Origin of the sequence: Rhodosalinus sp. K401 (assembly GCF_041365735.1) — a bacterium.
Taxonomy (GTDB): Bacteria; Pseudomonadota; Alphaproteobacteria; order Rhodobacterales; family Rhodobacteraceae; genus Rhodosalinus.
Window position 1 is genome coordinate 404193 of the sequence record NZ_JBGFSI010000001.1, and the last position, 17826, is coordinate 422018.

The window sequence follows — 17826 nt, forward strand, 5'->3', positions numbered from 1 at the left end:
GCGCCACCACCGCCGGCGCGGCGCGCGCCGGGCAAGCGCCCCGGCGCGGACGGGTGCTGCCCGTCGTCCCCGCCCTCACCGTCGCGCTTCTGCTTTTGCCCGTGGCCGCGGGCTTGGCCGGCACGCTTCTGCCCGCCTTCGGCATCCTGCCCGCGATCGGACGCGCCGCGCCCGGCCTCGATGCCTTCCGGTCGCTTCTCGACTGGCCTGGTCTTGCAGCGGCGTCGCGGCTCAGCCTCGTCACCGGCCTCGCGGCGACGGCGCTCTCGCTCGCCGTCACGGCGCTCATCCTCGCCTCGTGGTCGGGCACGCGCGTCTTCGGCGCGATCCGCAGGGCGCTCTCGCCGCTTCTTTCCGTCCCGCATGCCGCGGCGGCCTTCGGGCTTGCCTTCCTGATCACGCCCTCGGGCTGGGTCATGCGCGCGCTCTCGCCGTGGCCTTCCGGCTTCGAGCGGCCGCCGGACTGGCTGGTCGTGCAGGATCCCTGGGGCCTCGCCCTCGTCGCGGGGCTCGCGGCGAAGGAGGTGCCCTTTCTCCTGCTCATGTCCATCGCGGCGATGGGCCAGACCGACCAGGCCCGCGCGCTGACCACCGCGCGGGCGCTGGGCCACGGGCGCGAGGCGGGTTGGCTCGTGGCGGTGTTTCCCAGGCTCTACGCCCAGATCCGCCTGCCGGTCTATGTCGTGCTCGCCTACTCGATGACGGTGGTGGATGTCGCCGTGATCCTTGGACCGAACACGCCCTCCACCCTGGCGGTGCAGCTCGTGCGCTGGATGGCGGATCCGGACCTCGCGCTCCGCCTGCAGGCGGCGGCGGCGGCGGCGCTGCAACTGGGCCTGGTGCTGGGCGCGCTGGCGCTGTGGCGCGCGCTGGAGGGGGCGGCGGCGGCGCTTGGACGGGCCTGGATCCGCACCGGCCGCCGGGGCCCCCGGGGCCGCGCGCTTCGGGTCCTGTCCCTCGGGCTGGCGCTGGTCTCGTCCACCGCCGTGCTGGCCGGGCTCGGGGTGCTCGCGCTCTGGTCGGTGGCCGCGCTCTGGCCCTTCCCGGAGGCGTTCCCCGACGCGCTCACCGCGCGAAGCTGGGCGCGCCACGGTCCCGAACTGGGCGCGGCGCTGCGCCAGACGGCGGTGATCGCGGTCATCGCCACGCTGGCCGCGCTCGCGCTTGCCATCGGCTGCCTCGAGGCCGAGTACCGCCATGGCCTGCGCCTGCGCGCGGGCGGGCTGTGGCTGCTTTACGCGCCGCTGCTGGTGCCGCAGGTGGCGTTCCTGCCCGGCGTTCAGGCCGCGATGCTGGCCGCGGGCCTCACCACCGGGATCTGGGCAGTGACGGCCGCGCATCTTCTCTTCGTCTTTCCGTATGTCTTTCTCGCGCTCGGCGACCCGTGGCGCGCATGGGACGCGCGCATGGGCACGGTGGCGCGCACGCTCGGCGCCGGGCCCGAGCGGGTGCTCTGGCGGGTGCGGATGCCGATGCTGCTCGCCCCGGCGCTGACCGCCGCTGCGGTGGGCTTCGCCGTTTCCGTGGGCCAGTACCTGCCCACCCTGCTCGTGGGCGGCGGGCGCGTGGCCACCGTGACGACGGAGGCTGTGGCGCTCGCCGCGGGGGGCGACCGGCGCGCCATCGGCGTCTACGCGCTGGCGCAAACGGCCGCCGCGCTCCTGCCCTTCGCGCTGGCGCTCGGCCTGCCGCGCCTCGTCCATCGCGATCGCCGGGGGATGCGGCCATGAGCGGGGGCCTCGTGCTCGAGGGGCTTCGCATCCTTCGGGGCGGCACGCCGCTTCTGTCGCTCGACCTCGCCGTGGCCCCGGGCGAGGTCGTCTCGGTCATGGGGGCCTCGGGCTCGGGGAAATCCACGCTTCTGGCCGCCGTGATCGGCACGCTCGGCCCTCCCTTCACGATGAGCGGGCGGATCCGCCTCGACGGCGAGGACGTGACCGCCCTGCCGCCCGAGCGGCGCGGCATCGGCATCCTCTTCCAGGACGACCTTCTGTTCCCGCATCTCTCGGTCGGCGACAACCTTGCCTTCGGCCTCGCGCAGAGCGTGCGCGGCCGAGCGGCGCGGCGGGCGGCGGTGGAGGCCGCGCTCGCCGAGGTGGGGCTCGCAGGCTTCGCCGGGCGCGACCCGGCCACGCTGTCGGGCGGGCAGAAGCTGCGGGTGGCGCTGATGCGCACGCTCCTGGCAGAGCCGCGGGCGCTGCTTCTCGACGAACCGTTCTCGAGCCTCGACGCCGACCGCCGCGCGCAGGTCCGCAGCTTCGTCTTCGCCCGCGCGAAGGACCGGGGGCTGCCGGTGCTCATGGTCACCCACGACGTGGCCGACGCCGAGGCGGCGGGCGGGCCGGTGGTCAGGCTGGGCTGAGGCCCCTTGCATCGGCGGGGCGAAGCCGCGACCGTCCCGGCCGACTGCCATCGAAGGAGACCGGACATGCGCCGCTTCCCGCCCGACCGGATCGTCTGCCTGACCGAGGAGACGGTGGAGACGCTCTACCTTCTGGGCGAGGAGGACCGGATCGCGGGGGTCACGGGCTATGCCGTGCGGCCGCCGCGCGTGCGCCGCGAGAAGCCCCGCGTGGGCGCCTTCACCTCGGCCGACATCCCGAAGATCCTGGCGCTGGAACCCGATCTCGTCCTGGCCTTCTCGGATCTTCAGGCGGAGATCGCGGCCGAACTGGCGCGCGCTGGCGTCGCCGTGCATCTCTTCAACCAGCGCGACGTGGCGGGGATCCTCGCCATGATCCGAACGGTGGGCGCGCTGGTGGACCGGCGCGCGGCGGCCGAGGAGCTTGCCGCGGGATACGAGACACGCCTCGCCCGCCTCGCCGCAGGCGTGCCGAACGGGCCGCGGCCACGGGTCTACATCGAGGAGTGGGACGAGCCGCTCATTTCCGGCATCGGATGGGTGTCCGAGCTCGTCGGCGTGGCCGGCGGCGAGGACGTGTTCGCCCCGCTCGCCGCCGCACCCGCCGCGCGCGACCGGATCGTCGTGCCCGAGCAGGTGATCGCCGCCGCCCCCGAGGTGATCGTGGCCTCCTGGTGCGGCAAGAAGGTGCGCCCCGAACGGATCGCCGCGCGGCCCGGCTGGGACGCGATCCCCGCGGTGCGGGCGGACCGCATCCACGAGATCAAGTCGCCGCTCATACTTCAGCCGGGTCCGGCGGCGCTGACGGACGGGCTGGATGCGCTGACGGCGCTTCTGGACGCGGCGCGCCGTTAGCCGCGCGGCCCGGCGGGACGACCTCGTAGCTCGGCGCCTCCGGCTCGTCGTCCACGAGTGCACGCGGAAAGCCCTCGGCCAGCACCTCGAGGCCGGTGGCCGCCTCGAGCCGCTCGATCACGCGGTCCGACTGCGCGGCCACGCCGAGCCGCGCCTGCGCGTCGGTGACGATGCGGATGATCTCGGGCGACAGCTCGAGCGGCACGCCATGCGCCTCGGCGATGCGCTGGAAGAGGCCGATGTCCTTCTGCACGAGATCGAGGGTGAAGTTCACGTCGCGCGACCCCGAGAGGATGAGCTGGCTTTCGGTCTCGTGCACGAAAGAACTGCCGGAGCTGATGCGGATCGCCTCGTAGGTCGTGGCCATGTCGAGCCCCGCGGCCTTCATCGTCACCAGCGCCTCGCAAAGGCTCAGAAGATTCGCGGTGGCGAGGTAGTTCGTCATCACCTTGAGCGTCGAGGCGGTGCCGATCGGCCCGGTGTGCAGCACCCGCCGTCCGAGGACGGCGAGGAGCGGCATGACGTGGTCCACGCTGTCGCGCTCGCCGCCCGCGAAGATCGAAATGTTGCCCGTGGCGGCGCGGTGACAGCCGCCCGAGACCGGGCATTCCACGGCCCGGCCGCCGCGCCGCGTCACGAGGGCCGCTAGGCGCCGCACCTCCGCGGCGTCGGTCGTCGACATCTCGATCCATGTCTTGCCGGGGCCCATGGCCGGCAGCATCGCCCGCACCACCGCGTCGGAGGCGGCGGGGCTCGGCAGGCAGGTGATGACCGTGTCGCAGCGTTCCGTCACGGTCGCGGGGTCGTGCCCCTCGTGCGCGCCGCGCGCGACGAAGGCGCCGACCCGCGCCGCGTCGAGATCGCTCACCGACAGATCCGCCCCGTTCTTCAGGAGGCTTCCGGCGAGATTGGCGCCAAGGCTCCCCAACCCGATGAAACCGATCTTCCCGTCCATTGCGCACCCGTCCTGCACTGCCTCGCCGATCATGAGCGTCGCGCGGCGCGCGGCGTCTGGCAAGCGGCATTCGCCCGCCTCTCAGCCGGTGAACTCGGCCACCAGCCAATCCCGGAAAAGGCATGCCTTGGGCCGTGTGCGGCCCGCCTCCGTCAGAACGGCGTAATGCGCCTCGTCATGGGCGATCTCGATCGGCCCGGGGCAGACGACCCGGCCGGCCTCCAGGTAGGGCTGCGCGAGATCCCGCGCGATGAGCGCGACGCCGAGCCCCGCCGCCACCATCTCCAGCGCGACGAGCGACGAATCCACGCCGAGCCCAGTCCCGGTCGCGCCCGGGTCGAGACCGAACCGCCGCGCGGCCAGATGCCACAGGCTCTCGCAGCCGGCGACATGGATGGCGCGCGGCGCCACCGCCTTCAGAAGCGCCGCGGGCTCGCCGGGCGCGGGCGCGCCGCCCGGCGCGGCGACGAGGCACGAGACGGGCTCGGTCAGCCTGTGCGACCCGGGCGCGGCCCACCGCCCGTCGCCGTAGCGGATGTCGATGTCCACCCGGTCGTCGTCGGACGCCTCGGCCCAGATCGAGGTCGAAAGCCGCAGCGGGACGTCGGGGCGCGCCTCGCGGAAGCGTCCCAGCACCGGGGCGAGGCGGAGGGCGGCGAAGCTTGGCGGCGCGCGTACCACCACCATCTCGGCACGGCCCGGCCCGAAAAGCCCCGCCGTGGCGGTGGACAGCTCCTCGAAGGCGCGGCGCACCGAGGGCAGGTAGGCCTGCCCCATCTCGTTGAGCGCGACGCCCCGCGGCAGCCGCCGGAAAAGCGGAAACCCGAGCCGTGCCTCGAGCGCGCGGATCTGCTGGCTGACGGCGGCGGGCGTCAGGCCAAGCTCTTCGGCCGCGGCGGCGAAGCCGCCATGGCGCGCCGCTGCCTCGAAGCTGCGCAGCCAGGCAAGGGGCGGCAGGGATTTCATCGCGGATGGCCAAAGCGCAATGGGGTCATACCCGCTATTTCCATTGTTTGTCTTTGGTCTGCAAGCCTGAAACCCTCCGTCTTGCAAGGGTCGGAGACCGGGCACATGGAAGAGTTCGACTACGTCATCGTGGGCGCCGGCTCGGCCGGCTGCGTGCTTGCCGACCGGCTGAGCGCGTCGGGCCGGCACAGCGTCCTCCTGCTCGAGGCGGGGGGCGCGGGGCGCTCGCCCTGGGTCCGGGTACCGCTCGGCTACGGGCATCTCTTCCACCACCCGCGCATGAACTGGCGCTTCCGCTCCGAGCCGGATGCGGGCTTGGGCGGGCGCGACCTCTACTGGCCGCGCGGGCGGCTTCTGGGCGGATCGAGCGCGATCAACGCGATGGTCTACTGCCGCGGCCTGCCCGAGGATTACGAGGACTGGGCGGCCGCGGGCAACCCGGGCTGGGGCGCGGCGGAAACCGCCGCCGCCTTCGAGCGCGTGGAGCGGCGCGTCGGCGCGGACGGCCGCGCGGCCGGCGACGGCGCGCTCTGGGTGACGGACTGCTCGGGCGAGCATCATCCCGTCTCGCGGCGCTATCTCGACGCCGCGCGGGAGGCCGGGCTTGCCGAGGGCGACACCGTGACCGGAGAGGGCGCGGGGCCCTACCACGTCACCACGCGGCACGGCCGTCGCTGCTCGTCCGCCGACGCCTTCCTCGCGCCCGCCCGGCGACGCCGGAACCTCGTCGTGCGCACGGGGGCAGAGGCGACGGGACTTGTCTTCGATGGCGCGCGGGCGGTCGCGGTGCGCTACCGCAAGGGCGGCGCGGACCGTGTCGCACGCTGCCGGGCCGAGATCCTTCTCGCCGCAGGCGCCGTGAAGTCGCCGCAGCTCCTGCAGCTTTCCGGGATCGGGCCCGGCGCGCTTCTGGCGGGGATGGGCGTCCCGGTGCGGGTCGACAATCCCGCGGTCGGCGGCGGGCTGCAGGATCACCTCGCGGTCAGCTACATCTTCCACGCCACGGAGGCGACGCTCAACCAGGCGCTCGGCCGGCGCGCGGGACAGCTTGGCGCGGCGCTGCGCTATCTCCTGACGCGGCGCGGGCCGCTGTCGCTCAGCGTGAACCAGATGGGCGGGTTGCTGCGCGGCGCCCCCGGGGCGGCCCGGGCGGGCGTGCAACTCTATTTCAACCCGCTCAGCTACACCACGGTCCTGACGGGCCGCCGTCCGCTTCTGAAACCCGACCCGTGGCCCGGCTTCTGCCTCGGCTTCAATCCGTGCCGGCCGACGAGCCGCGGGCGCATCGACATCGCGTCGCCCGATCCCGCCCAGGCGCCGCGGATCCGGCCCAACTATCTTTCCACCAACGAGGACATCGCCCAGGTCGTGGAAGGCGCGCGGCTGGTGGAGCGGCTTCTCGGGACGCGGGCGCTGCGCGGGCTCGTCGCCGGCGCGGAAAGCTTCACGCCCGAGGGGGCGGGCGACGGCGCCATCGTCGAGGATTTCCGCGCGCGCGCCTCCACCGTCTTCCACCCTTGCGGAACCTGCCGCATGGCGCCGCGGGAGGCGGGCGGCGTGGTCGATCCGGCGCTGCGCGTCTGGGGCGTGGAGGGGCTGCGCGTGGTGGACGCCTCGGTCTTTCCGAACATCACATCGGCCAACACGAACGCCCCCGCCATCATGACCGCCACCCGCGCGGCCGACATGATCCTCGCCGGTTAGGCGCGGCCCGCGCCGCGCGGGCGCGGCACGGGCACATCCGGCGCGATGTCCCGAAAAGCGACCGTTCCCGGCCCGGGGCCGGCGCCGGGCGCAGCGGGCCGGCGGATGACGGGTCGGCATAGCCCTTCCGCGCGCCGGCCGCGCCGGGCCGGTCCCGAAACGCGAAGGCGCGGCGCCCGGGGTTCCCCCGCGACGCCGCGCCCTGCAGTCCTCATGGCGGGCCGCCGGGGCGGCCCGCACTTGCCCGCGTCACGCCACCAGGTCGAACCGATCGGCGTTCATGACCTTCGTCCAGGCCGCCACGAAGTCGGTCACGAACTTCTCGTGGTTGTCGTCCTGGGCGTAGACCTCGGCATAGGCGCGAAGCATGGAGTTCGAGCCGAACACGAGGTCCACGCGCGTGGCCGTCCACTTGACCTCGTCGGTCTTGCGGTCGCGGATCTCATAGAGGTTCTCGCCCGCGGGCTTCCACGCATAGGCCATGTCGGTCAGGTTCACGAAGAAGTCGTTGGTGAGCGCCCCTTCACGGTCGGTGAAGACACCGTGCTTCGTGCCCCCGTGATTGGTGCCGAGCACCCGCATCCCGCCCAGCAGACAGGTCATTTCGGGCGCGGTCAGCCCCATGAGTTGCGTCCGGTCGAGCATCAGCTCCTCGGGGCTCACCGCGTAATCCTTCATCAGCCAGTTGCGGTAGCCGTCGGCGACGGGCTCGAGCGGGGCGAAGCTGTCCGCGTCGGTCATCTCGTCGGTGGCGTCCCCGCGGCCCGGCGCGAAGGGCACCTCGACATCGATCCCCGCGGCCTTCGCGGCCTTCTCGATGCCCACGTTGCCGGCCAGCACGATCACGTCCGCGATGGACGCGCCCGTTTCGGCCGCGATGGGCTCGAGCACCGCCAGCACGCGCGCCAGACGCTCGGGCTCGTTCCCGGCCCAGTCCTTCTGTGGCGCGAGACGGATGCGCGCGCCGTTGGCGCCACCGCGCATGTCCGAGCCGCGGAAGGTCCGCGCGCTGTCCCAGGCCGTGGCGACCATGTCGGCCACGGAAAGCCCGCTGTCGACGATCTTCTGCTTGACCGCCGCGACGTCATAGCCCGTGGGGCCGGCCGGGACCGGATCCTGCCAGATCAGATCCTCTTGAGGCGCATCGGGGCCGATGTAGCGCTCCTTCGGGCCCATGTCGCGGTGCGTCAGCTTGAACCAGGCGCGGGCGAAGCTGTCCTTGAAATACTCCGGATCGGCCATGAATTTCTGGCAGATCGCGTTGTAGGTCGGATCCATCTTCATCGCCATGTCGGCATCGGTCATGATCGGCATGCGGCGCACCGAGGGGTCGCTCGCATCGACCGGCATGTCCTCTTCCTTGATGTCGACGGGCTGCCACTGCCACGCGCCTGCGGGGCTTTTCTTCAGTTCCCACTCGTGACCGAAGAGCATCTCGAAATAGCCCATGTCGAACTTGGTGGGCTCCGTCGTCCAGGCGCCCTCGATCCCCGAGGTGATCGCCTTGCTTGCAAGGCCCGCCTGCGCCGCGTTGGCCCAGCCCAGGCCCTGGCTCTCGGGGCCGCAGGCCTCCGGCTCGGGGCCGAGCGCGGCCGCGTCGCCGTTGCCGTGGCACTTGCCCACGGTGTGACCGCCCGCGGTGAGCGCCGCGGTCTCGACGTCGTCCATCGCCATCCGCGCGAAGGTCTCGCGCACCTGCGCGGCCGTCTGGAGCGGGTCGGGCTGGCCGTTCACGCCCTCGGGGTTGACGTAGATCAGGCCCATCTGCACCGCGGCGAGCGGGTTCTCCATCGTGTCGGGCTTGCTCACATCCTCGTAGCGGGTGTCGGACGGGGCGAGCCACTCCCGCTCGGCGCCCCAGTAGACATCCTTCTCGGGGTGCCAGATGTCCTCGCGCCCGAAGGAGAAGCCGAAGGTCTCGAGCCCCATGGACTCATAGGCGACGTTGCCCGCCAGGATGATCAGGTCGGCCCAGCTGATCCGGTTGCCGTATTTCTTCTTGATCGGCCACAGAATGCGCCGCGCCTTGTCGAGGCTGGTGTTGTCCGGCCAAGAGTTGAGCGGCGCGAAGCGGATGTTGCCGGTTCCGGCACCGCCCCGGCCGTCGGCCAGACGGTAGGATCCGGCGGCATGCCAGGCCAGGCGGATCATCAGGCCGCCGTAATGCCCGTAGTCGGCCGGCCACCACTCCTGGCTGTCGGTCATCAGCGCGTGCAGGTCGGCCTTCAGCGCGTCGACGTCGAGTTTCTCGACCTCTTCGCGGTAGTTGAAGGTCTCCGCCATCGGGTCGGGCTTGCGGTCGTGCTGATGCAGGATGTCGAGGTTCAGCGCGTTCGGCCACCAGTCCATCACGGTGGTGCCGAGCGCGGTCATGCCACCATGCATCACCGGGCATTTGCCTGCGGGGATATCGTTTCCGTCCATGTCTTTCTCCGATCGTGACTGCGTTGCGTGTCCGGCGGCCGGGAGGTGCCTGCGTGTGGGCCCTGCGGTAAACGGCGCGGCGCTGTGGCGGGCCTTGCTTCTGGCCTGCTGCCACCGGCGCGCCGCGGTGACGAACCCCTCCCGCTTCCTGGAATCGTTCTAGCAAACCCGAGCGATTTGTGTAAGTTTCTTTTTCTGATATGGTTGATAAGTCGTACTTATGAGAAATCTGACCATCAAGCAGCTTCGCTATCTCGACGCGCTGGCGCAACACGGGCATTTCGGGCGGGCGGCCAATGCCTGCGCGATCTCGCAGCCCGCGCTCTCCATGCAGATCCGCGACCTCGAGGAAACGCTCGGCACGCCGCTTTTCGAGCGGGGCGCGCGGCGGGTCCGCCTGACCGGCTTCGGAGAGGAGGTCTCTGCCCGCGCCCGCGAGATCCTGCGCTCGGTCGACGAGCTTTCCGATCTCGCCCGCGCCGCGCGGGACAGCCTGGCCGGCAGGCTCAGGATCGGGATCATCCCGACCGTGGCGCCCTATCTTCTGCCCGGCATCATGGCCGAACTGTCGCGCCGCTACGGCGAACTCGACATCCGGGTCCGCGAAACGCTCACCGCGCGACTGATCGAGGAGTTGTCGGAGGGCCGCCTCGACACCGCGATCGTCGCCCTGCCCGTCTCGGAACCTGCCTTGGCCGAAATCGACCTCTTCGCCGAAGAGTTCGTTCTGGTGCGGCCGGCCGGCGATGCGGACAAGCCCGTTCCGAGCGCCGAGCGGCTGCGCGAGATGCGTCTTCTCCTGCTCGAGGAGGGGCACTGCTTCCGCGACCAGGCCCTGTCCTTCTGCAACATGCACGCTGCGCGCCCGCGCGAGCTTCTGGACGGAAGTTCGCTCTCCACCCTGGTGCAGATGGTCGGCGCCGGCATCGGCGTCACCCTGATCCCCGAGATGGCGGTGCCCGTCGAGACACGCTCCGCCGCGGTCAGCGTGGCGCGCTTCGCCCCGCCCGGCCCGGCGCGACGGATCGGCATGATCTGGAGGAAATCGAGCCCGCTGGCCGAGCAACTGCACCGGGTCGCCAAGGTTGTGCGCCACGCCGCAACCCGGCCCGCCGACAAGGGCGGCGCGAGCTAGATCGGGACGGACGCGCCGTTGGCGCGGATGAGTTCGAGCCGGCGCTTGCGCGTGTGGCTCGAGGCGCTCGGTCGAGCGTATGTGCTGTTCACGGCACACACGGATCCGGAAGCGTCCAAGACGCGGCACGGGCGATACCGAGCGCCGGATCGGCCGCCTTTACGATCGACGATGCTCGTTCGCCAGCAATCCCGAGGCGCGGACCGACAAGCCGAAGCGGGAGACGCCCATGACCGACCGCAATGACGACAACCTGCCCGCCCGGCTGGTCCCGCCGGAGCCGGGGGAGACGGGCCGGAGCCACTGGCGCGTGACCCCCTTGGGCATCGCCCTCGTGGAGGAGTTGGCCGGGCGCGGCTGCCACGTCTCGACCATCGCCCGCGCCCTCGGCATGAGCAAGGACGCCTTCAGCTCCTGCCGGGACCGCCAGCCCGAGGTTGCGCGCACGTTTTCGCCCACTGCCCGCGCAACGGGCGGCGGGAATGCGTTGCCCACCTGCCTGTAGGCGGCGGTCTTGCGGCCCGTGAAGTGCCAGTCATCCGGGAAGCCCTGAATGCGCGCCACCATCGGCACGGTCAGGCGGGGCATCCCGACAAAGTCTGCCTCGGGCGCGTGCTCGGCAACGGTCTTGCCGTTGACCCCGAGGGTAACGCCGGGGTAACTGGGCAGCCTGCGCCGCAGCATCCGCTTATCCAATTAATTTTGTGGTGGTTTCTGGTGCTGCCGGAGAGATTTGAACTCTCGACCTCTCCCTTACCAAGGGAGTGCTCTACCCCTGAGCTACGGCAGCCCGACGCGCGGGTCATTAGACGCTATCGCCCGGTCGCGCAAGCGCATTCTGGACGCTGCGCCCGGGCTCCTGTAGAGGTTTTCCATGACGAAAGGCGCGAAGCGGCAAGGGGCCTCCGGTCCGCCGAACGAAGGGCGGGAAGAGCGGCTGAAGGCCGCCCTCAAGGCGAATATCGCCCGGCGGAAGGCGCAGGCCCGCGCCCGCGAAGACGCCGCGCGCGACGACGGCGACGATGCCGCGCGCAACGAGAACGACACCGCCGGAACGGGCGGGGGCACAGGCGGCGAGAGAGGGCAGTAGGCATGGATTCCATCATCGTCACGGGCAATGGCCCGCTTCACGGGCAGATCCCGATCGCGGGCGCGAAGAACGCCTGCCTCGCCCTCATGCCCGCGACGCTGCTGAGCGAGGAGCCGCTCACGCTCACGAACGCGCCGCGGCTTTCCGACATCCGCACGATGACGACGCTGCTGCAGTCGCTGGGGGCGGAGGTGTCCGCGCTCCAGGACGGGCAGGTCCTGGCGCTGTCGAGCCACGCGCTCACGGGGCACCGGGCCGAATACGACATCGTGCGCAAGATGCGCGCCTCGATCCTGGTGCTGGGGCCGCTGCTGGCGCGCGCGGGTCAGGCCGAGGTCTCGCTTCCGGGCGGCTGCGCGATCGGTGCGCGGCCCGTCGATCTGCACCTGCGCGCGCTCGAAGCGCTCGGCGCGGAGATGGATCTGCGTGACGGCTACGTGCACGCCAGGGCGCCGGCCGGAGGGCTGAGGGGCGGCCCGGTCGAGTTTCCCTTCGTCTCGGTCGGCGCGACGGAGAACGTGCTGATGGCCGCGACGCTCGCCCGCGGCACGACGGTGATCCGCAACGCCGCGCGCGAGCCCGAGATCGTGGACCTCGCGCGGTGCCTTCGGACGATGGGGGCGGCGATCGAGGGCGAAGGCACCGACGAGATCACGGTCGAGGGCGTGGACCGGCTCCACGGCGCGACGCACCGGGTGGTGACCGACCGCATCGAGCTGGGCACCTACATGCTCGCGCCCGCGATCTGCGGCGGCGAGGTGGAGTGCCTCGGCGGGCGGATCGACCTCGTCGGCGCCTTCTGCGAAAAGCTCGACGCCGCCGGGATCGACGTGACCGAGACCGCAAACGGCCTCAAGGTGTCGCGCCGGAGCGACCGGGTGAAGGCGGTGGACGTGACGACCGAGCCGTTTCCGGGCTTCCCGACCGACCTTCAGGCGCAGATGATGGCGCTTCTGTGCACGGCGGACGGTGCCTCCGTTCTCGAGGAGCGGATCTTCGAGAACCGCTTCATGCATGCGCCCGAACTGATGCGGATGGGCGCGCGGATCGACGTGCAGGGCGGGACCGCGCGCGTCACCGGCGTCGACAGGCTCAAGGGCGCGCCGGTGATGGCCACGGATCTGCGCGCCAGCGTGTCCCTGATCCTCGCGGGCCTGGCCGCGGAGGGCGATACGACCGTCAACCGCGTCTACCACCTCGATCGCGGATACGAGCGCGTGGAGGAAAAGCTCTCGGCTGTCGGTGCGAAGATCGAGAGGGTTCCGGCGCAATGACCCGCGACGCGCGCTTCGAGGAGGGACGGGAGACGCCGCTCAACCTGGGCGCGCTCGACGCCGAGGACGTTCCGGTGATCTCCGCACTGCTGCAGGACGCGGTGTTCCCGGCCACGGAAATGCTGTGGGAGCCGCGGCGCCGGCGCTTCTCGCTTCTGATGAACCGGTTCCGCTGGGAGGACCGCGCCGCGGCCGAGGCGCGCGGGCGGCCCTATGAGCGGACGCGATCGGTCCTTGCGGTCGAGAACGTGCTCGGGGTGGCGAGCCAGGGCATCGACCGGCGCGACGCGGACGTGGTGCTGTCGCTGCTCGCGCTCGAGTTCGAACCCGGGCCGGAAGGGGCCGGCGCGCTGACGCTCGTGCTTGCGGGCGACGGCGCCATCCGCCTCGAGTTCGAGGCGCTGGAACTCCGGCTTCGGGACGTGACGCGCCCCTACCGCGCGCCCTCGGGGAAGGCGCCGGAGCATGGCGACTGAGCCGCCCCGGCACGGCCCGTCATTCCTGGATCGACTGGATGTACATCGCGAGCGAGAGGACCCGGCCGCGCACCTCGATCTCGGCGGCGTATTCGCCGGCCTCCATCGCCTCGGCCTTGTAGCGCGAGCCCCAGACCGGCATCGGATAGCCATGTCCGCGCACACCCGTGCGGCCGTCGATCACCTGGATGACGTCGAGCATCGGGAAGGTCCCGTCATTGGCCGCCGAAAGCCCGGTAAGCGAAGGCACCTCGACGGTCATGAGATCGGCAAGCGGTCCATCGCCTTCGCCGGACGCGCCGTGGCACGAGGCGCAGGCCGCGACGTATTCCGCCTCCCCGACTTCTTCGGCCTGCGACATGGGCGCCACGAGGATCGCCAGCGCGGCCCCCAGGGCGGCGCCGAAGTTGCGGTTCGCTTTCATTTGACGTGCTCCTTCCTGTCCTGTCCGGGCCCGATGACCCGTCGGTCAAGTGTTCCCGGCGGCGCCGGGGCGCGCATTGACGGCCGTCAACGGCGCATGTCCGGGGACCGGACTTGAGGGCCGGCGCGCACGCGGCTATGTCCGCAGCAAGACGCAGGGAAGGCGACGCATGCCCCAGTTTCTCGATACCGCCGAGCACGACTTCGAGGCCGCCTTCGCGGCGCTGCTCGAGGCCAAGCGCGAGGACAGCGCCGATGTGGACGCGGCCGTGGCCGCGATCATCGCCGACGTGCGCGCGCGCGGCGACGCGGCGCTCGTGGAACTGACCGCGCGCTTCGACCGGCTGGAGCTCACCCCCGACCGCCTGGCCTTCACGCCCGAGGAGATCGAGGCCGAGTGCGCCCGCGTCACGCCCGAGGAGCGCGCGGCACTCGAACTCGCCGCCGAGCGCATCCGGGCCTATCACGCCCGCCAGATTCCCGAAGATGCCTCCTGGACCGATCCCGAGGGCGCGACGCTCGGCTGGCGCTGGCGGCCCGTGGCGGCGGCGGGTCTTTACGTGCCCGGCGGGCTTGCCTCCTACCCCTCGTCGGTGCTGATGAACGCGGTGCCCGCCAAGACCGCCGGGGTGGGCCGGCTGGCCATCACCGTGCCGACGCCCGACGGCAAGGCGAACCCCCTCGTTCTGATGGCGGCGCGGATCGCGGGGGTGGACGAGATCTACCGGGTGGGCGGCGCGCAGGCCATCGCGGCGCTGGCCTACGGCACCGAGACGATCCGCCCGGTGGACAAGATCACCGGGCCCGGCAACGCCTATGTCGCGGCGGCCAAGCGGCGCGTGTTCGGCCGCGTGGGCATCGACATGATCGCCGGGCCGTCCGAGATCCTGGTGATCGCGGACGGCGACAACGATCCCGACTGGATCGCGCTCGACCTGTTGAGCCAGGCCGAACACGACGAAAGCGCGCAGGCGCTTCTCGTGACCACCGACGCGGCGTTCGGACGGGCCGTGGCCGCGGCGGTGGACAGGCGGCTCGAGACGCTCGAGCGGCGCGCCATCGCCGGGGCGAGCTGGCGCGACTTCGGTGCGATCGTCACCGTGCGCGACCTCGACGAGGCGGCCCGGCTCGCCGACCGCATCGCGCCCGAACACCTGGAGCTTTGCGTCGCAGACCCCGAGGCGCTGTCCGCGCGCATCACCAATGCGGGGGCGGTCTTTCTCGGGCAGTGGACCCCCGAAGCCATCGGCGATTACGTGGGCGGGCCCAACCATGTGCTGCCGACCGCCCGGTCGGCGCGGTTCTCCTCGGGTCTTTCCGTGCTCGATTTCCTCAAGCGCACCACCACGGCGCGCATGACGCCCGAGGCGCTTCGCGCGATCGGGCCCGCGGCCGAGCGCCTCGCCCGGGCCGAAAGCCTCGAGGCGCACGGGCTGTCCGTGGCCGCGCGCCTGGCGAAGCTGAACGAGTGACCGCATGGGCAGTGATGAAACGCATTGGAACGAGGTCTACGAGGGGCGCGACGAGGCGGAGGTGAGCTGGTTCGAGTCGGCGCCGGAGCGGCTCGCCGCACTCGTGGCGGCCCATGCCGCGCCGGGCGATCCGATCATCGACGTCGGCGCGGGCCGGTCGCGGCTGGTAGACCTGCTGATCGCGCGGGGGCTCGGACCCGTGACGCTGCTCGATCTTTCGAAAGCGGCCGTGGAGCAGACGCGCGCGCGGCTCGGAGAGGACGTGCCCGGGGTGCGCTTCGTGACGGCCGACGTGACGGGCTGGAGTCCGGACCGCGGCGACTATGCCGTCTGGCATGACCGGGCCGCGTTCCACTTTCTCGTCGAGGCCGCCGATCGCGCGGCCTACGTCGACACGATGCAGAAGGCGCTGCGGGACGGCGGCACAGCTATCCTGTCGACCTTCGCCGACGACGGGCCAGAGAGATGTTCGGGACTGCCCGTGCAGCGCTATGCGCCCGAGGATCTGGCCGCCGAGCTCGATGCGCTGGCCCCGCGCCGCTTCCGGCTGCTCGCCACGGAGCGCCTCACCCACGTCACGCCGGCCGGCGCCGAGCAGAGGTTCCAGACGAGCGTGTTCCGCCACACCGCATGAGCGGGCGGATTGTGCACGGCGCACGGGCGGGCTAGTCAGGGCGCGAGAGCCGCTGTTCAACTGCATCATCCCATGTCCCGCATAAGCCATATCGAGATCGACGACAGCAACCTGCCCCCGCCCACGCCGGAGGTGGAACAGGAGCGGCGGGTGGCGATCTTCGACCTGCTCGAGGAAAACCTCTTCGCGTTGCCAGCGCGCGAGGAACGCGCCGTGCCCGAGGGCCCCTACCGGGTCAGGCTGGCGATCCGCGACAAGCGGCTCGTCTTCGACATCGACACCGAGGACGGGAGCGACGCGGCGGAATTCCACCTGTCGCTCAGCCCGTTCCGTCAGGTGGTGAAGGATTACTTCCAGATCTGCGAAAGCTATTTCGACGCCGTCAAGACGCTGCCGCCCGGCCAGATCGAGACCATAGACATGGCCCGGCGCGGCATCCACAACGAGGGCTCCCGCATCCTGCAGGAGCGGCTGGAGGGCAAGGCGGACGTCGACGAGGCGACGGCGCGGCGGCTCTTCACGCTGATCTGCGTGCTGCATTTCGGGGGCTGAACGGTGGCCCTGGACCTTCCGCAGTCGGTCCTCTTCTGCTGCGATCACAACGCCGTCCGCTCGCCCATGGCGGAAGGCATCATGAAGAAGTTCTACGGCTTCGAAACCTACGTGCAGTCCGCCGGCGTGCTGTCGGATCTCGACATCGACGGGTTCGCCATCGCCGTATGCGCCGAGATCGGGGTCGAACTCGCCCGCCACCGGGTGCGCAGCTTCGACGAGATGCAGCAATGGGGCGATGACCTGTCGGCCTTCGATCTCGTCATCGCGCTCTCGCCGGCAAGCCGCCACCGGGCGCTCGACCTCACACGGTTCTTCCATATCGACGTGGAATACTGGCCGATCATGGATCCGACCGGTCTGGGCGAGACGCGCGAGGCCAAGCTCGCCGCCTACCGCAAGACCCGCGACCAGATCGCGGCCAAGCTCATCGAGACATGGGGACAGCCACAGGAGGACGAATGACAACGGCAAGCGAAACCGTCAGGCGCTATTTCGACGCGTTCAACGCGGGCGACGTGCAGGGCATGCTCGACTGCCTGGATACCGACGTGGAGCATCACGTGAACGAGGGGCGCGGGCGCGTCGGCAAGACCGCCTTCGGCGAGTTCTGCGCCCATATGGGCCATTGCTACAGGGAAACCCTGACCGACATGGTGGTGTTCGAGGCCGAGGGCGGCGCGCGGGCGGCCGCGGAATACATGGTGAACGGCACCTACCTGTCCACGGAAGAGGGGCTGCCGGAAGCCAGCGGGCAGACCTATCGCCTGCCGGCGGGATCGTTCTTCTCGCTCCGCGACGGGAAGATCACGCGCATCGTGACCTACTACAACCTCGCCGACTGGATCCGGCAGGTCTCGTGATGCGGGTCGAGACCCTGACGGGCGAGGCGCTGGAGCGGGCGCTCGACGACGTGGCGCGGCTGAGGATCGAGGTGTTTCGCGCCTTTCCCTATCTCTACGACGGGGATTTCGACTACGAGCGCCGCTATCTGGAGGTCTACCGGGAGAGCGAGCGCGCGGTTCTCGTGGGCGCCTTCGACGGCGATCGGCTGGTCGGCGCGGCGACGGGCACGCCGATGACCGACCACGCCGATGATTTCGCCGCCGCCTTCGAGGGCACCGGACTCGATCTGTCCAGCCTCTTCTACTGCGCCGAATCGGTGCTTCTTCCGGCCTATCGCGGGCAGGGCGTCGGGCATCGCTTCTTCGATCTGCGCGAGGCGCACGCGCGACGCCTCGGCTATGCGAAAGTCTGTTTCTGTGGCGTGCTGCGCCCCGCCGACCATCCGCTGCGCCCTGCCGATCACGCGCCCCTCGACCCGTTCTGGCGCAAACGCGGCTACGCGCCGCTTCCCGGCGTCGTGGCGCATTTCAGCTGGAAGGACACAGACCAGCCGGAAGAGACGGAAAAACCACTCCAGTTCTGGATGCGCGAGCTCTGAGGCAGCGAAAGACCGTTCGAACGGTCTTTCGCGCCGCCCCCGGGCGGCGCGGGCGCCCTG

The 17826-nt window shown here is 71.1% G+C and carries 19 protein-coding genes, 1 tRNA gene and 1 pseudogene; 15 read left to right on the forward strand and 6 right to left on the reverse strand.

Annotated features, from left to right (window positions below; genetic code table 11):
• The first annotated feature begins 53 nt into the window (after positions 1-53).
• The 3 genes from AB6A66_RS02050 (at position 54) to AB6A66_RS02060 (ending at position 3217) form a co-directional block, all read left to right on the forward strand.
• Entirely contained in the window at positions 54-1730 is a 1677-nt protein-coding gene (locus tag AB6A66_RS02050; protein ID WP_371054580.1) for an ABC transporter permease, read from the forward strand.
• The gene (locus tag AB6A66_RS02055) at positions 1727-2362 is read left to right on the forward strand and encodes an ATP-binding cassette domain-containing protein (RefSeq protein ID WP_371054581.1); all 636 of its coding nucleotides are present in this window, start codon (positions 1727-1729) and stop codon (positions 2360-2362) included. Before AB6A66_RS02050 ends, AB6A66_RS02055 begins: the two co-directional genes overlap by 4 nt.
• 66 nt (positions 2363-2428) lie before the next feature.
• Positions 2429-3217 carry a cobalamin-binding protein gene (locus tag AB6A66_RS02060; RefSeq protein WP_371054583.1) on the forward strand — a complete coding sequence of 263 codons (789 nt, stop codon included), beginning with the start codon at positions 2429-2431 and terminating at the stop codon, positions 3215-3217.
• Here AB6A66_RS02060 and AB6A66_RS02065 read toward each other — a convergent pair.
• A complete protein-coding gene (locus AB6A66_RS02065) occupies positions 3138-4172 on the reverse strand; it encodes an NAD(P)-dependent oxidoreductase (protein WP_371054584.1) in 1035 nt (344 codons plus the stop codon). The two genes, AB6A66_RS02060 and AB6A66_RS02065, sit on opposite strands and share 80 nt — an antisense overlap.
• Positions 4173-4253: 81 nt before the next feature.
• The gene (locus AB6A66_RS02070; protein WP_371054586.1) at positions 4254-5138 is read right to left on the reverse strand and encodes a LysR substrate-binding domain-containing protein; all 885 of its coding nucleotides are present in this window, start codon (positions 5136-5138) and stop codon (positions 4254-4256) included.
• A 105-nt stretch (positions 5139-5243) separates the two neighbouring features.
• Between AB6A66_RS02070 and AB6A66_RS02075 the strand changes: the two genes are divergently transcribed.
• The gene (locus AB6A66_RS02075; RefSeq protein ID WP_371054587.1) at positions 5244-6842 is read left to right on the forward strand and encodes a GMC family oxidoreductase; all 1599 of its coding nucleotides are present in this window, start codon (positions 5244-5246) and stop codon (positions 6840-6842) included.
• A 249-nt stretch (positions 6843-7091) separates the two neighbouring features.
• On the opposite strand, the gene katG is transcribed toward AB6A66_RS02075, so the two are convergent.
• Positions 7092-9266, reverse strand: coding sequence for a catalase/peroxidase HPI (katG, locus tag AB6A66_RS02080; RefSeq protein WP_371054588.1), 2175 nt, complete (start codon positions 9264-9266; stop codon positions 7092-7094).
• Positions 9267-9486: 220 nt separating this feature from the next.
• Between katG and AB6A66_RS02085 the strand changes: the two genes are divergently transcribed.
• Both AB6A66_RS02085 and AB6A66_RS02090 read left to right on the forward strand, forming a co-directional pair.
• The gene (locus tag AB6A66_RS02085) at positions 9487-10401 is read left to right on the forward strand and encodes a LysR substrate-binding domain-containing protein (RefSeq protein WP_371054589.1); all 915 of its coding nucleotides are present in this window, start codon (positions 9487-9489) and stop codon (positions 10399-10401) included.
• A gap of 229 nt (positions 10402-10630) precedes the next feature.
• Positions 10631-10906, forward strand: coding sequence for a hypothetical protein (locus tag AB6A66_RS02090; protein WP_371037983.1), 276 nt, complete (start codon positions 10631-10633; stop codon positions 10904-10906).
• Here AB6A66_RS02090 and AB6A66_RS02095 read toward each other — a convergent pair.
• Positions 10906-11085, reverse strand: a pseudogene (locus tag AB6A66_RS02095) (DNA cytosine methyltransferase); the annotation flags it as partial. The gene AB6A66_RS02090 and the pseudogene AB6A66_RS02095 overlap by 1 nt on opposite strands.
• A gap of 31 nt (positions 11086-11116) precedes the next feature.
• Positions 11117-11191: transfer RNA gene (locus AB6A66_RS02100), tRNA-Thr, on the reverse strand.
• An 84-nt stretch (positions 11192-11275) separates the two neighbouring features.
• Here AB6A66_RS02100 and AB6A66_RS02105 point away from each other — a divergent pair.
• From AB6A66_RS02105 to AB6A66_RS02115, 3 genes are read left to right on the forward strand one after another with little or no spacing between them, the layout of a single operon-like run.
• Positions 11276-11491 carry a hypothetical protein gene (locus AB6A66_RS02105; RefSeq protein WP_371037953.1) on the forward strand — a complete coding sequence of 72 codons (216 nt, stop codon included), beginning with the start codon at positions 11276-11278 and terminating at the stop codon, positions 11489-11491.
• A 2-nt stretch (positions 11492-11493) separates the two neighbouring features.
• Entirely contained in the window at positions 11494-12765 is a 1272-nt protein-coding gene (murA, locus tag AB6A66_RS02110) for a UDP-N-acetylglucosamine 1-carboxyvinyltransferase (protein ID WP_371054590.1), read from the forward strand.
• Complete coding sequence (locus tag AB6A66_RS02115) at positions 12762-13241, forward strand: DUF2948 family protein (RefSeq protein ID WP_371054592.1); 480 nt, start codon at positions 12762-12764, stop codon at positions 13239-13241. The genes murA and AB6A66_RS02115 overlap by 4 nt, the downstream gene beginning before the upstream one ends.
• Before the next feature lie 19 nt (positions 13242-13260).
• On the opposite strand, the gene AB6A66_RS02120 is transcribed toward AB6A66_RS02115, so the two are convergent.
• A complete protein-coding gene (locus AB6A66_RS02120) occupies positions 13261-13665 on the reverse strand; it encodes a cytochrome c (protein WP_371037956.1) in 405 nt (134 codons plus the stop codon).
• Positions 13666-13834: 169 nt separating this feature from the next.
• Here AB6A66_RS02120 and hisD point away from each other — a divergent pair, with 169 nt between their 5' ends.
• The 6 genes from hisD (at position 13835) to AB6A66_RS02150 (ending at position 17766) form a co-directional block, all read left to right on the forward strand.
• Positions 13835-15136, forward strand: a complete 1302-nt coding sequence (hisD, locus tag AB6A66_RS02125) for a histidinol dehydrogenase (RefSeq protein WP_371054593.1) — start codon at positions 13835-13837, stop codon at positions 15134-15136.
• Between the two features lie 4 nt (positions 15137-15140).
• Entirely contained in the window at positions 15141-15770 is a 630-nt protein-coding gene (locus AB6A66_RS02130) for a trans-aconitate 2-methyltransferase (protein WP_371054595.1), read from the forward strand.
• Positions 15771-15842: 72 nt separating this feature from the next.
• On the forward strand, positions 15843-16322 hold the full coding sequence (locus AB6A66_RS02135; protein ID WP_371054596.1) for a UPF0262 family protein: 480 nt from the start codon (positions 15843-15845) through the stop codon (positions 16320-16322).
• Between the two features lie 3 nt (positions 16323-16325).
• Complete coding sequence (locus AB6A66_RS02140) at positions 16326-16787, forward strand: low molecular weight phosphatase family protein (RefSeq protein WP_371037960.1); 462 nt, start codon at positions 16326-16328, stop codon at positions 16785-16787.
• On the forward strand, positions 16784-17185 hold the full coding sequence (locus tag AB6A66_RS02145; protein WP_371054598.1) for a nuclear transport factor 2 family protein: 402 nt from the start codon (positions 16784-16786) through the stop codon (positions 17183-17185). The genes AB6A66_RS02140 and AB6A66_RS02145 overlap by 4 nt, the downstream gene beginning before the upstream one ends.
• Positions 17185-17766, forward strand: a complete 582-nt coding sequence (locus tag AB6A66_RS02150) for a GNAT family N-acetyltransferase (RefSeq protein ID WP_371054599.1) — start codon at positions 17185-17187, stop codon at positions 17764-17766. The genes AB6A66_RS02145 and AB6A66_RS02150 overlap by 1 nt, the downstream gene beginning before the upstream one ends.
• Positions 17767-17826: the final 60 nt, after the last annotated feature.